Genomic DNA, 12,971 nt, shown 5'->3' with positions numbered 1-12,971 from the left:
GGGGGGTGGGGTTTTCTCGCCCCCGCCGCCCTTACCCGTCCCATCCCATGGGGCTCCGCCCCTGGACCCCGCTGTCGGCCTGGCGGCCTCGTCCTCAAACGCCGGACGGGCTGAAATTCAGCCCGTCCGGCGTTTGAGGACCGGGGGTCCGGGGGCTGGCCCCCGAAACGGGGTCCGGGGCGGAGCCCCGAGGGGGTCCAGAGGGCGCAGCCCTCTGGTGGGGTCTGGGGCGAAGCCCCAGGGATGGGACGGGTAGGGGCGGCGGGGGCGAAAACACCCGGCCCCAGCGCTACGCCGGCAGCACGCCCGACTCGTCCTTCAGCCCCACCCCGGTGAGGCGAAGCTCGCGGGCCCGGTGCATCAGAGATGCCAGCTTGGTGGCAGCCGTCTCGTGGGTCAGGCCCAGGGGCGGGCGGATGTTGGACAGGCAGTTGCGGTCCGCGTCCGTCGTCGTGCCCGGGGCCGGAGCGTACGTCAGGTACGCGCCCAGCGAGTCCGCCGCCGACATGCCCGGGCGTTCGCCGATCAGGACGACGGTCATCGTCGCGCCCATGGCGTGGGCGATATCGTCTCCGAGGGCGACCCGGGCCTGTTCGGCCAGGACGACCGGCGCGATCCGCCAGGCCTCCAGCCGAGTCGCCTCCAGCCGCGTCGCCTCCAGCCGTGCCATCGTCTCGCGCACCACCGCCGCCGCATGCTCATGGACGGCCCGGCTGGACAGCCCGTCGGCCACGACGAACACCACGTCCCAGTCACCCACCGGGAGATGGGCACGGTCGACGTCGTGCAGGCGGCGCCCCAGGTCCGGGCGCTGGAGATACGTGAGGCGGTCCGGAGCCGCACTGCGCACACGTACGGTCGGGACACCCGTGAGACCCGCCGCGACCAGGTCCGGGTCGAAGGGCGAGTGCACCGCGTCCCGCGCGGCCGCGTGCGCGGCCTGGAGTTCAAGCCGGTGTCGGGTCGGCAGCCCCGACCCCGCCCGGCCGAGTCCGATACGGGCCTGGGTGTGACGGCGAAGAGCGGTCCACAGGGCGCTGTCCGTCGCCGACTCGGCCGTGCGGCCAGGGAGTTGACGTTCCATCATGCCGCCAGCTCCCTTCCGATCGCCGTCAGCGGATGCCCCGTACCCGTGACATCCCGTATCCCGCCCCCCTCGTCCAGCAGCCCGATCCGGTCCAGCCACGCCTCGAACTCCGGGGCGGGACGCAGACCCAGTACCTGCCGGAGGTACAACGCGTCGTGGTACGAGGCCGATTGGTAGTTGAGCATGATGTCGTCGCCCCCGGGTGTGCAGATCACGAAGGACGCCCCGGCCACGCCGAGCATCGTCAGCATCGTGGCGATGTCGTCGTCGTCCGCGTCGGCGTGGTTGGTGTAGCAGATGTCCAGGCCCATCGGCAGGCCCAGCAGCTTGCCGCAGAAGTGGTCCTCCAGGGCCGCCCGGAGGATCTGGCGGCCGTCGTACAGGTACTCCGGGCCGATGAAACCCACCACCGTGTTGACCAGGAGCGGGTCGTAACGGCGGGCCACCGCGTACGCCCGTGCCTCGACCGTCTGCTGGTCCACCCCGTGGTGCGCGTCGGCGGACAGTGCGCTGCCCTGGCCGGTCTCGAAGTACAGGGCGTTCGAACCCACCGTGCCCCGGCCCAGCGAAGCCGCGGCCTCGTACGCCTCGTCCAGCAGGCCCAGCGTGACGCCGAAGGACGCGTTCGCGGCCTGTGTACCCGCGATGGACTGGAAGACGAGGTCGACGGGGGCGCCACGTTCCATCAGGTCGACGCTCGTCGTCACATGGCAGAGCACGCAGGACTGGGTGGGGATCGCGTACCGCTGGATCACGCCGTCCAGCAGCTCCAGCAGGTCCCGTACGGCCTTGGGGCTGTCCGTCGCCGGGTTGATGCCGATGACCGCGTCGCCGGAGCCGAGGAGCAGGCCGTCCAGCAGGGCGGCCGCCACTCCCGCCGGGTCGTCGGTGGGGTGGTTGGGCTGCAGGCGGGTCGCGAGGCGGCCGGGCAGGCCGATCGTGGAGCGGAACGCGGTGACGACGTGCGCCTTGCGGGCGACGGCGACCAGGTCGGCGTTGCCCATCAGCTTGGAGACGGCGGCCGCCATCTCGGGCGTGAGGCCGGGCGCCAGCGCGGTCAGAGCCGCCGCGTCCGCGGCATCGGACAGCAGCCACTCGCGCAGTTCCCCGACCGTGAGCGACGACACCGGCGCGAAGGCCGCCGCGTCGTGCGTGTCGACGATGAGGCGCGTCACGTCGTCGCTCTCGTACGGGATGACCGGCTCGGCGAGGAACCGCGCGAGCGGCACTTCCGCGAGCGCCCACCGTGCCGCGACCCGCGCCTGCGCCGACTCGGCGGCGAGCCCGGCGAGCCGGTCGCCGGACCGCTCGGGGCTCGCGGCGGCAAGCAGCCGGGGCAGGCCGGAGAACTGATAGCTCCGGCCGCCGAGGGTCGCGGTGTAGGTGCTCATGCGGCGACCGTACGAGGGCCTGCCGACGGCGTCCACGTCCGGAACGCGTACGGAAGGAGAGTTAACGCAGACGTTCGTTCCAAAGGTCTGGTTGACAAGTATTTAACGCCCAGACCTGCGAGCTGACTCAATCACACAGCGGGATTCCGGCTCGCCATACGGACACAGCATCTCGTCGCAATGGTCGCCCTGGCGGCCTTTTTCGGCGCCGCCGCCCGCGTTCAGCCGCCCTGGCCGAAGATTTTCTCCCGGTGGACCCGCCAGCGCTCCATCATGTCCGCGACCTCGCCCTCGATGAACTCGAAGAAGGCGAGCGTCTCCGCCATGCGGCGTCCCGCCGGCGTGTCGACGCCGAGGCTGTTGACGCCCTCACGCAAGGCCCCTTCCCAACGCTTGATGATGGCCTCACGGTTGGTCAGGGCCTCGTACCACTGGTCGCCGTGCACGCGATAGCGCTCCCGGCGTGAGCCGGGTTCCCGCTCGCGCGAGACCATGTGCGTCTGCGCCAGGTAGCGCACCGCCCCGGAGACCGCCGCGGGGCTGATCCGCAGCTGTTCGCTCAGCTCGGCGGAGGTCATGACGCCCTCGTCGGACGAGAGGAGCGCGGCGAAGACCCGTGCGGCCATGCGCTGCATGCCGGCCTCGACGAGCTGTGCCGCGAAGGACTCGACGAACTTCGACACGGCCTCCGCGTCACGCCCCGACGCCTCCGGCTCCGCCATCCCTGCATCATCTCCCCTGCTCATCCCCCGCTCGCGCGCCACCCGTTCAGTCTATCCGGCCTTTTAACGCTTCCTTAACTTCACAAATTTCTGAAAGAAGCGTACGTTCTGAAGCATGACCAAGGCAATCACTGTCTCCGGACTGCACAAGTCGTTCGGCAGGACACACGCTCTGGACGGTCTCGACCTGGACGTCGAGACCGGCGAGGTGCACGGCTTCCTCGGCCCGAACGGCTCCGGGAAGTCCACCACCATCCGGGTCCTGCTGGGCCTGCTGCGCGCCGACTCCGGCGCCGCCCAGCTGCTGGGCCGGGACCCGTGGACCGACGCCGTGGAGCTGCACCGCCAGGTCGCCTACGTCCCCGGCGACGTGACGCTGTGGCGGAACCTGTCCGGCGGCGAGGTCATCGACCTGTACGGACGGCTGCGCGGGGGACTCGACAAGGCACGGCGGGCCGACCTGATCGAGCGGTTCGAGCTCGACCCGACGAAGAAGGGGCGCACGTACTCCAAGGGCAACCGCCAGAAGGTCGCCCTCGTCGCCGCCTTCGCCTCGGACGTCGACCTGCTGATCCTGGACGAGCCGACCTCCGGCCTCGACCCGCTGATGGAGGAAATCTTCCAGAGCTGCGTCGAGGAGGAGCGCGACCGCGGCCGCACGATCCTCCTCTCCTCGCACATCCTCAGCGAGGTCGAGGAGCTCTGCGACCGCGTGAGCATCATCCGCAAGGGCGTCACCGTCGAGAGCGGATCGCTCGCGGACCTGCGCCATCTGACCCGTACGAGCGTCACCGCCGAACTCGCGGGCGCGCCCGACGGCCTCTCCCGCCTGCCGGGCATCCACGATCTCGACATCCAGGGAAAGCGCGTCAAGCTCCAGGTCGAGTCCGACCAGCTGGACGCGGTACTGCGCTCGCTGACCGAGTCGGGCGTACGGTCCCTGACCTCGACGCCGCCGACGCTGGAAGAGCTGTTCCTGAGGCACTACCAGGAAGACGTACGCAGCGAGAGCAGCAGGAGCAGCCAAGACGAGGCGATGGCACGATGACCGCCCTTACGGTCGGCAAGTTCACCCCTCGGATCGGCGGAGGGCGTCAACTCGCGGGCACCGGCGCCCTGTTGCGGCTCGCACTGCGCCGGGACCGGGTGATGATCCCCCTGTGGGTGGCGATCATCGCGCTGATGGTGGTCTCCATGCCGGGTTCGCTGGAGAGCCTGTACTCCACCGCCGCCGAACGCGCCGACGTACCCCGGCAGATGGCCACGAACAGCTCACTGCGCGCAACGTACGGGCCGGTTTTCAACGACTCGATCGGCGGCCTGGTGGCCTGGCGCATCGGCGCGTACGCAGGCGTGTTCGCCGCGATCATGAGCCTGCTCGTCGTCGTCCGGCACACCCGGGACGAGGAGGAGAGCGGACGCCAGGAGATGGTCTCCGCGGGGATGGTGGGGCGCCGGGCCCCGCTGACCGCGGCGCTGCTCGCGGCGTTCGTCGCCAACGCGGCGCTCGCGCTGCTCATCGCGGGCGGACTCGCGGGGCAGGGCTCGTCGGGCGCACTGGCCCTCGGGCTCGGCACGGCCGGCGTCGGCATGGTCTTCGCCACGATGGCGGCGATCGCCGCCCAGCTCACTGAGAGCGCACGGCTCGCGAAGGGGCTGACGGGCGGACTGCTGGGCGCGGCGTTCGTGCTGCGGGCCGCCGGCGACTCCGCCTCGGACGACGGTTCGCATGTACTGACCTGGCTCTCCCCGATCGGCTGGCTGGAGAACCTGCGGGCCTTCGCCGGCGAACGCTGGTGGGTGCTCCTGCTGTTCGTCGCCGCCGTCGCGATCCAGGGCGTGGCCGCGTACGAACTGGCCGGCCGCCGCGATGTCGGCATGAGCTTCCTGCCGACCCGGCCGGGACCCGCCGCAGGCCGCCTCGGCACGGCGGGTGCGCTGGCCTGGCGGCTCCAGCGCGGCAGCGTGCTCGGCTGGAGCCTCGGGTTCTTCGCCGCCGGGGCCGCCTTCGGCGGGATCACCAAGGGAGCGACGGATCTGGTCGGCGACAACGCGGGGACCCGCGAGATCATCGAGCGGATGGGCGGTCAGTCCGGCATCACGGACGCGTTCCTCGCCACGATGGTCGGCATGCTCGGCATGGTCGCCGCGCTCTACATCGTCCAGTCCGTACTGCGGCTGCACGGCGAGGAGACCTCGCAGCGGGCCGAGCCGGTACTCGCCAACGCGGTGGGACGGCTGCGCTGGGCGGCCGGGCACCTGGTCATCGCCTTCGGCGGGGCCGTGCTGATCATGCTGCTCGGCGGGCTCGGGCTCACCGCCGGATACGGCGAGGACCTCGGCCCCATCCTCGGCGCGTGTCTCGTCCAGCTCCCCGCGATCTGGGCCATCGGCGGCCTCGCGGTGCTGCTGCACGGCGCATCGCCGCAGGTGGCACTGGGGGCATGGGGTGTGGCGGGCGCCGCACTGCTCCTCGGCTGGATCGGCCCCGCGCTCGACCTCCCCGAGTCCGTGCTGGACCTCTCCCCCTTCGGCCACCTCCCCAAGCTGCCGGGCGGCGACATGACATGGACACCGGTACTCGTCCTCACGGCCCTCTCGGCCGTCTTCGTCACGGCGGGCCTGACGGCCCTGCGACGCCGGGACATGAGCACCTGACGGCGGTCCTCACGGACGTACGGCGTCCCTGGACTCGCAGTAGCGGTCGTAGCCGGTCGAGGGGCGCCGTACGGGATGCCGTACGGGAACTCATGACGCACCAGGCGCGTCCCTTGCGGCATGGAGCGAGGGGAAAGCGCGGCGTCCTGCGGAGGATGCGTGCTGGCGGCGGCCGGGGCGTCGGTGGCGGCGCTCGTCTGGGCATCGTCGGACCGTACGCGACGGCATATGGGCGGCGGGTTCGAGGGGGAGGGCACGGACTACAGCGTGCTGCTCACCGAGCTGCCGCTCGTCGTGGCGGCCGGTGCCGCCCTCCCCGCGCTCGCCTGTGCGCTGCTGATACGTATGGTGCGCAGGCGCCGCCGGGCCACGGCCGCCGCCACGGCCCCGGAATCAGACCTCCACGAGTAGCTCCTTCAGGCCGCGGATGACGAAGTTCGGCTTTCGCTCCGGCTCGGCAGCCAGGCGGAGTGCCGGTGCCCGGTCGAGCAACGCGCCCAGGGACGCGGCCAGTTCGACACGGGCCAGGGGCGCGCCGATGCAGTAGTGGATACCCGCGCTGAACGAGATGTGCGGGTTCTCCGCGCGGGCGAGGTCGAGCCGCTCGGGCCGCGTAAAGACCGCCGGGTCATGGTTGGCGGAACCGAAGAGCATCGCCACCTCGCTCCCCCGCGGAATCACCGTGCCGTCGATCTCGATCTCGTCCAGCACCCAGCGCTCGAAGAGCTGGAGCGGGGTGTCGTACCGCATCAGCTCTTCCACAGCTGTGGACAACAGTCCGCGGTCGCCGCGCAGAGCCGCCAGCTGTTCCGGGTTGCGGAACAGCGCCCACCAGCCGTTGACCGTGGCGTTCACCGTCGCCTCGTGCCCCGCGTTGAGGAGCAGCACGCAGGTGGAGATCATCTCCTGCTCGCTGAGTCTGTCCCCCTCCTCGTACGCGGCGATCAGCCCCGAGATCAGATCGTCCCCCGGCTCCTTGCGCCGATCCGCGATCAACTCCCGCAGATACTCGGTGAACTCGACCGAAGCCCGGACCGCCTTCGCCGCCGTCTCCTCCGACGGATTCAGCTCGTACATCCCGCAGATGTCCGCCGACCAGGGCCGCAGCGGCGCGCGGTCGGACTCCGGGATGCCGAGCATTTCGGCGATCACGGCGACCGGCAGCGGCTCGGCGACCATCGTCAGCAGATCGCCGCCGCCGTCCGCGACGAGGCCCGCGACCAGCTCGTCCGCCAGCTTGTGGACGTACGGACGCAGCCCCTCGACCGTGCGCGGCGTGAACGCCTTCGACACCAGCCGCCTGATCCGCGTGTGGTCCGGCGGCTCCAGATCGAGCATGCCGTGGTCGTTGAGCACATGAAACGGCTCGTGCTCGGCCGGCGGCGCCGTCCGCCCGAAGTCCTCGTGCGTGAACCGGTGCTGATACGTCCGCCCCAGCCGCCGGTCCCTCAGCAACGCCGACACATCCGCGTGGTGCGGCACCAGCCACTGCTCGGTGGGCTCGTAGTAGTGCACCCGGCCCCGGGCACGCAGCTCGGCGTAGGCGGGATAGGGATCGGCGACGAACCCGGGGTCCCAGGGGTCGAACGCGGTTTCGGAAAGGGCTGCCATGCAGGGACGCTAGCCTGCCGCGGCACGGCCCGCCAGAGTCGGCCCTCCGCTCGCCGGCCTCCGCCCGCCGCAGAGCAGCACGCCCCCTCACCCCGGCGTGACCAGCCGCGCCCTCACCCCGGCGTGACCAACCGCGCCTCATACGCGAACACCGCCGCCTGCGTACGATCCCGCAGCCCCAGCTTCACCAGGATCCGGCTCACATGGGTCTTGATCGTCGACTCCGCGACCACGAGCCGCTCGGCTATCTCCACGTTGGACAGCCCCTGCGCGATGAGCACCAGCACCTCCGTCTCCCGCTCGGTCAGATCTCCGTACGCCGCCCGCGCCGTCGCCGACAGGCGCGGCTGCTCCGACAACTTCGAGAACTCCGTGATCAGCCGCTTGGTGACAGACGGCGCGAGCAAGGCCTCGCCGGCCGCCACCACCCGTACCCCGTCCGCGAGTTGGCGGGCCGAGGCGTCCTTCAGGAGGAAGCCCGACGCCCCGGCACGCAACGCCTGGTACACGTACTCGTCGAGATCGAACGTGGTCAGCACCAGCACCTTGGCCCCACCGTCCGCGGCGACGATCTCACGGGTCGCCTCGATGCCGTTCAGCTCGGGCATGCGGATGTCCATCAGGACCACGTCGGGGGCGAGCTCCCGCACCCGGTCCACGGCATCCCGCCCGTTGACCGCCTCGCCGATGACCTCGATGTCCGGCATCGCGCCGAGCAGCACCGAGAACCCCTCGCGGACCATCATCTGGTCGTCGGCGATCAGCACCCGGATGGTCATGCTGCGCCCTCTGCGTTCTCCGTGGCGGAGGCGGGCACCGGCAGGAACACCGTCACCTCGTACCCCCCGTCGTCCGTCGCGACCGCCGTCATCTCGCCGTTCAGCATCGTCACCCGCTCCCGCATCCCCGTGATTCCGTGCCCGGCCCCGGGCGAGGGCTTGACCAGCTCGGTCGCCGGACTGTTGACGATCCGCAGCCCGAGACCGCTCAGCACATAGCCGACCTCGACGCGGGCCGAGGCGCCCGGCGCGTGCCGCAGCGCGTTGCTGAGCGCCTCCTGGACTATTCGGTACGCGGACAGTTCTATGCCCTGCGGGAGTTCGCGGACGGCTCCGGTGACCACCTTCTCGACGGTCAGACCGGCGTTGCGCACATTGGTCAGCAGAGCGTCCAGGTCGGCGAGGGTCGGCTGCGGGGCGTCGGGGGCCTCGTAGTCCTCCGCTCGTACGACGCCGAGGACGCGGCGCAGCTCGGAGAGCGCGATCACCGCGTTCTCCCGTATGACCGAGAACGCGTGCTCCAGCTCCGGCGGCGGGTTCTCCACCCGGTACGGCGCGGCCTCCGCCTGGATCGCGACCACCGACATGTGGTGGGCTACCACGTCGTGCAGCTCACGGGCGATGGTGGTGCGCTCTTCGAGGAGAGTGCGCTTGGAGCGCTCGTGCGCTGTGACGGTCTGCTGGGCGGTGACCTCCCGCTCGGCCGCGTTGCGTATCTGGCGGACGGCCACGACCAAGAGGATCATGCCTGAGGTCACCAGCATCGCCGGAGTGTTGCTGCCGCCGTAGCCACTCCCGAAGAGACCTACGGCCAAGATCCCGTAGACCGCCGTCAGAGCCCACATCCACAAGGCGGTGCGGGGCCGCGTGCGGATCGCCACGACCGTGAGGACCACCAGGTGAGTCGCGAAAGCGCCGGGCAGCCACGGCCACTCGCCCCAGGTGCTGCCGAGCGCCGCGGTGATCGGTGTCACCGCGCAGGAGACCCAGAAGGCGCCGGCCGGCCTGACGAGGGTCAGCAGGACCGCGGTCAGCGAGAGGAGGCCGGAGAGCAGTCCCCCGAAATCCCCGGCGTCGTTCTTGGCGTCCGCGATGAACCACGCCACGACGCCGGCGAACGTCACCCAAGCGTGCGGGGCCCACGCCGCGTACTCCCGCAGGCGCCCGGGCAGCCGCCGGGCGATCCGGCCGTTCACGCTCATGCGCGGCAGCGGGCGGTAGGCGAACGCGTCGTGGAACAGGTCCTGCCGCAGCCCGTGCAGGGCGTCCACGGCCAGCCGGTACTCAGGACTGTGCGGCTTGTCTCCGCCCTGCGGGGGTGTCATCTGCGTCTGGGTCGTCTCGGTCACGTTCAAAACAGTAGGCGGCGGGCGGCTCGCGGTCGTCACCAGTGAGAATGGTCCTCCGGGATCCCTCTCAGGTACTACGGGTCTCCCAGGGCGTTCAGTACCCGGAAGGCCGTACCAGACCCGACTCGTACGCGAACACCGCCGCCTGCGTCCGGTCCCGCAGCCCCAGCTTCACCAGGATGCGGCCCACATGGGTCTTCACGGTCTGTTCGGCGACCACCAGCCGCTCGGCGATCTCGGCGTTCGACAGACCCTGCGCGATGAGGGCGAGAACCTCCGTCTCGCGCTCGGTCAGATCACCGATCCGCTCCTTGAGCGGAGCGCGAGGAGCCCCGTCGAGGCGGGAGAACTGGGCGATCAGCCGCCGCGTGATCCCGGGCGCGAGCAGCGCGTCCCCCGCGGCGATCACCCTGACCGCCTCCGCCAGCTTGTCGGCGGACGCGTCCTTCAGCAGAAAGCCGGAGGCACCCGCGCGCAGCGCGTCATACACGTACTCGTCGAGATCGAACGTGGTCAGCACCAGCACCTTGATCCGCGGTGTCTCGCAGGTGATGCGGCGGGTGGCCTCGATGCCGCCGAGTTGGGGCATGCGGATGTCCATCAGGACCACGTCCGGGGCGAGTTCGGCGACCTTGGTGACCGCGTCCAGGCCGTCGACCGCCTGGCCGACCACGTCGATGTCGGGCATCGCGTCGAGCAGCACCGTGAAGCCTTGCCGGACCATCTGCTGGTCGTCGGCGATGAGTACGCGGATGGCGCCGCTCGTCATGGAGTCTCTCCCGTGGGATCTGTGGAGTTGTCGGAGACAGTGTCGTCGAGGGAGGCCGTTCCGGAGCGCGGCAGGAAGGCCGCCACCGTGAAGCCGCCGCAGGACGTCTCCATCGCCATGAGGGTGCCACCTAGCATCATCGCCCGCTCCCGCATCCCGAGCAGACCGTGTCCGGCGCCCGGGGACGGCGGGGCGACGCGCCGGGGCGCGGAGTTGATGACCCGGATCTGCAGACCGCGCGGGAAGTGCGTGAGCTCCACGCGCACCTCGGAACCCGGCGCGTGCCGCAACGCATTGCTGAGCGCCTCCTGGACGATCCGGTACGCGGACAGCTCCACGCCCGGCGGCAGCGGCAGCGGTTCGCCGCTGATCTCGGTGGCCACCGTCAGACCGGCGGCGCGGGTGTTCTCGACGAGCACTTCAAGGCGGTCGAGGGTGGGCTGCGGGGCGTCGGGGGCGGTTCCCGTGCCGGGGGCGCCGAGACCGTACGGGTCGTCGGGGTTCTCGGATCGCAGTACGCCCAGTACGCGGCGCAGCTCGGTGAGCGCCTCCAGCGCGTTCTGCCGGATCCCGTCGAGGTTCTCCCTGAGCTCGTCGGAAGGATTCTCGACCAGGTGAGGGGCCACCTGGGCCTGGATGGAGATGACCGACATGTGGTGCGCGACCACGTCGTGCAGCTCGCGGGCGATGCGGTTGCGCTCCTCCAGAACCGTACGGCGGGCGCGCTCCTCGGCGGTGATACCGGCCTGCTCGACGAGCTGCGTACGGGCCACGCGGCGACCGCGCAGGGCGCTGCCGAGGAGGACGACGCCGGCGAACAGGGCCACGGCCAGCGTGCCCGTCGACGAGTAGTTCGCGGCACCGATGAGTCCCTGGATCACCCAGGTGACCAGCGCGGTCAGGGCCAGGGCCGCAGCGGCCACACGTGCGGGCACCCGCAGCGCCAGCAGGAACAGCACCACTGCGTGCGCGACCAGACTGGGCGGGCCCCACGGCCAGGGGCTGTTGAACGCAGTGTGATCGGCGAGCAGTTGGGTGCGGGCCCCCATGGCCACTACGACCGTGACCACCATCGACAGCCACCACGCCGGGACCGGCCACCGCAGCGCCATCGCCACCGCGGCGCCCTGGGCCAGCGCGCACACCAGGGCGTACTCCGTACCCAGGTTGTAGCCGTCACCGAACTGATCCCCGTTGGCGATGGTGGTGCCGATCGCGACCAGGACCACCAGCCCATGCGGCAGCCAGCGCAACCACACTGAGGGCGGCAGCGGGTCCGCCTTCCCGGTCCACAGATCCTCGCGCAGCACCCGCAGTCCCCGCGTCAGGCGCTTCTCCACCGCACTCATCAGCGCAACCCTAGGCACGGGGGACCCCCTTCGACTCCGCCCTGCCACGGTGTACGTGGACCACGCGCGATATGCGCCCACCGCGCCGACGGCGCCCCTGTTCGTAGGAGCGAAAGGCTGCCCAGCACACCATGAGGGCGAGGACGAAGACCGGAAGCCAGGCGAAACGGGCCAGGACCCAGGCCAGGCTGTCGGGGGTGGTGTGCAGTCCCGGGAGACGGCCGGCGAACAGACCCGTCGCGGTGACCGACATCAGTGCCGTCTGGTGCCAGAGGAATATCGTCATCGCGGAGAGGTTGACGAACGCCACCGCCGCCCACGCCAGGGGGCGGCGCATCGCCCGGCGCAGCGGCTCCCGCAGGAGAAGCGCCAGACCGCACTGAGCCAGGCCGAAGGTGACGGCGGCCAGCGTCGGCGGGTTGAGGTTGGAGACCGCGGAGCCCGGGACGCCGACCATCGACGCCGGGTAGCCGGCCCACGCGACGAGCACCGCCGTCGTCAGCGCGCCACCCATCAGCAGCACCCACCCGGAGCGCCGGGTGAGCTCGCCCCGGGTCCAGGCCGCGCCCAGCGTGAACGGCACCAGCCAGCCGGCCGCCACATTGATCCAGCCCAGCCCGGCCGGGCCGCCGAGCCCGAAGCGCATGAGGTCCACATGGAGAACGACGGCCAGCGGCCACAGCGGGTTGATCCGGGCCACGAGCGGAGTCAGCGCCGTCAGCCCCGCGAAGACCAGCAGGAACCACAGAGGTGACAGGACGAGCTTCAGCAGCGTGTGCACCGTCGACACGCCCGTCCCCGTCACGAGCAGGCAGACCGCGGCCACGGTCCACAGGCCCAGCACGGCGGCCACCGGCCCGAACAGCCGGGACAGCCGCGTGCCCAGCCACTTCCCGTACGACGTGCCCCGGGCCCGTGCCGACTCGTAGCTCCTGGTCGCCACATGCCCACCCACCAGGAAGAACACGGCGAGCGTCTGGAAGACCCAGGAGACCGGGGCCAGCCATGGCAGGTACGCCAGCGGACTCGACGTACGCAGTGTGCCGCCGTCCGCGACCAGCGCCGTCACCAGCCAGTGGCCGAGCACTATGCCGAGTATCGCGAAGGCGCGCAGGGCGTCCAGGGAACGGTCGCGGTGGGGTGGGGTCGCGGCGTCGACCTGGTCGGCGGCGAGGCGGAGGCGATGGAGGCCTTCGCGGAGGAGCGGGTGGCGGAGGCCTTCCCGGAGGTGGGGGCGGCGGAGGTCTTCGCGGAGG

Annotated in this window: 13 protein-coding genes; 4 read left to right on the top strand and 9 right to left on the bottom strand. The window is 71.0% G+C overall.

What is annotated here, in order from left to right; translation table 11 throughout:
- Positions 1-289: 289 nt before the first annotated feature.
- The 3 genes from eutC to G5C60_RS44815 form a co-directional block, all read right to left on the bottom strand.
- On the bottom strand, positions 290-1,087 hold the full coding sequence (gene eutC / locus G5C60_RS44825; protein ID WP_241267525.1) for an ethanolamine ammonia-lyase subunit EutC: 798 nt from the start codon (positions 1,085-1,087) through the stop codon (positions 290-292).
- The gene (locus tag G5C60_RS44820; protein WP_165269000.1) at positions 1,084-2,478 is read right to left on the bottom strand and encodes an ethanolamine ammonia-lyase subunit EutB; all 1,395 of its coding nucleotides are present in this window, start codon (positions 2,476-2,478) and stop codon (positions 1,084-1,086) included. The genes eutC and G5C60_RS44820 overlap by 4 nt, the downstream gene beginning before the upstream one ends.
- Positions 2,479-2,699: 221 nt before the next feature.
- Entirely contained in the window at positions 2,700-3,200 is a 501-nt protein-coding gene (locus tag G5C60_RS44815) for a GbsR/MarR family transcriptional regulator (protein WP_165268998.1), read from the bottom strand.
- 115 nt (positions 3,201-3,315) lie between these two features.
- On the opposite strand from G5C60_RS44815, the gene G5C60_RS44810 reads away from it, so the two are divergent.
- The 3 genes from G5C60_RS44810 (at position 3,316) to G5C60_RS44800 (ending at position 6,269) form a co-directional block, all read left to right on the top strand.
- Entirely contained in the window at positions 3,316-4,248 is a 933-nt protein-coding gene (locus G5C60_RS44810) for an ABC transporter ATP-binding protein (protein ID WP_165268996.1), read from the top strand.
- Complete coding sequence (locus tag G5C60_RS44805) at positions 4,245-5,858, top strand: ABC transporter permease (protein ID WP_165268994.1); 1,614 nt, start codon at positions 4,245-4,247, stop codon at positions 5,856-5,858. The genes G5C60_RS44810 and G5C60_RS44805 overlap by 4 nt, the downstream gene beginning before the upstream one ends.
- A 120-nt stretch (positions 5,859-5,978) precedes the next feature.
- Complete coding sequence (locus G5C60_RS44800; RefSeq protein WP_165268992.1) at positions 5,979-6,269, top strand: hypothetical protein; 291 nt, start codon at positions 5,979-5,981, stop codon at positions 6,267-6,269.
- On the opposite strand, the gene G5C60_RS44795 is transcribed toward G5C60_RS44800, so the two are convergent.
- From G5C60_RS44795 to G5C60_RS44770, 6 genes are all read right to left on the bottom strand, one after another.
- On the bottom strand, positions 6,252-7,469 hold the full coding sequence (locus G5C60_RS44795; protein WP_165268990.1) for a cytochrome P450: 1,218 nt from the start codon (positions 7,467-7,469) through the stop codon (positions 6,252-6,254). The two genes, G5C60_RS44800 and G5C60_RS44795, sit on opposite strands and share 18 nt — an antisense overlap.
- Before the next feature lie 113 nt (positions 7,470-7,582).
- A complete protein-coding gene (locus G5C60_RS44790; protein WP_165268988.1) occupies positions 7,583-8,248 on the bottom strand; it encodes a response regulator in 666 nt (221 codons plus the stop codon).
- Positions 8,245-9,597 carry a sensor histidine kinase gene (locus G5C60_RS44785; protein ID WP_338146109.1) on the bottom strand — a complete coding sequence of 451 codons (1,353 nt, stop codon included), beginning with the start codon at positions 9,595-9,597 and terminating at the stop codon, positions 8,245-8,247. The genes G5C60_RS44790 and G5C60_RS44785 overlap by 4 nt, the downstream gene beginning before the upstream one ends.
- A 94-nt stretch (positions 9,598-9,691) precedes the next feature.
- Entirely contained in the window at positions 9,692-10,366 is a 675-nt protein-coding gene (locus G5C60_RS44780) for a response regulator (RefSeq protein WP_165268986.1), read from the bottom strand.
- The gene (locus G5C60_RS44775) at positions 10,363-11,715 is read right to left on the bottom strand and encodes a sensor histidine kinase (RefSeq protein ID WP_165268984.1); all 1,353 of its coding nucleotides are present in this window, start codon (positions 11,713-11,715) and stop codon (positions 10,363-10,365) included. The genes G5C60_RS44780 and G5C60_RS44775 overlap by 4 nt, the downstream gene beginning before the upstream one ends.
- A gap of 10 nt (positions 11,716-11,725) precedes the next feature.
- The gene (locus G5C60_RS44770; RefSeq protein ID WP_165269002.1) at positions 11,726-12,838 is read right to left on the bottom strand and encodes an acyltransferase family protein; all 1,113 of its coding nucleotides are present in this window, start codon (positions 12,836-12,838) and stop codon (positions 11,726-11,728) included.
- On the opposite strand from G5C60_RS44770, the gene G5C60_RS51360 reads away from it, so the two are divergent.
- The coding region (locus tag G5C60_RS51360; RefSeq protein ID WP_206440787.1) for a hypothetical protein at positions 12,791-12,971 on the top strand (181 nt) is incomplete at its 3' end. The two genes, G5C60_RS44770 and G5C60_RS51360, sit on opposite strands and share 48 nt — an antisense overlap.

Origin of the sequence: Streptomyces scabichelini (assembly GCF_011045015.1) — a bacterium.
Taxonomy (GTDB): domain Bacteria; phylum Actinomycetota; class Actinomycetes; order Streptomycetales; family Streptomycetaceae; genus Streptomyces; species Streptomyces scabichelini.
This window is presented reverse-complemented; position numbering and strand designations above follow the sequence as displayed.

Excerpts from the sequence above, each read along its gene's own strand:
- eutC (WP_241267525.1), bottom strand. The coding sequence starts at position 1,087 with ATGATGGAACGTCAACTCCCTGGCCGCACGGCCGAGTCGGCGACGGAC.
- G5C60_RS44820 (WP_165269000.1), bottom strand. The coding sequence starts at position 2,478 with ATGAGCACCTACACCGCGACCCTCGGCGGCCGGAGCTATCAGTTCTCC.
- G5C60_RS44815 (WP_165268998.1), bottom strand. The coding sequence starts at position 3,200 with ATGGCGGAGCCGGAGGCGTCGGGGCGTGACGCGGAGGCCGTGTCGAAG.
- G5C60_RS44810 (WP_165268996.1), top strand. The coding sequence starts at position 3,316 with ATGACCAAGGCAATCACTGTCTCCGGACTGCACAAGTCGTTCGGCAGG.
- G5C60_RS44805 (WP_165268994.1), top strand. The coding sequence starts at position 4,245 with ATGACCGCCCTTACGGTCGGCAAGTTCACCCCTCGGATCGGCGGAGGG.
- G5C60_RS44800 (WP_165268992.1), top strand. The coding sequence starts at position 5,979 with ATGGAGCGAGGGGAAAGCGCGGCGTCCTGCGGAGGATGCGTGCTGGCG.
- G5C60_RS44795 (WP_165268990.1), bottom strand. The coding sequence starts at position 7,469 with ATGGCAGCCCTTTCCGAAACCGCGTTCGACCCCTGGGACCCCGGGTTC.
- G5C60_RS44790 (WP_165268988.1), bottom strand. The coding sequence starts at position 8,248 with ATGACCATCCGGGTGCTGATCGCCGACGACCAGATGATGGTCCGCGAG.
- G5C60_RS44780 (WP_165268986.1), bottom strand. The coding sequence starts at position 10,366 with ATGACGAGCGGCGCCATCCGCGTACTCATCGCCGACGACCAGCAGATG.
- G5C60_RS44775 (WP_165268984.1), bottom strand. The coding sequence starts at position 11,715 with ATGAGTGCGGTGGAGAAGCGCCTGACGCGGGGACTGCGGGTGCTGCGC.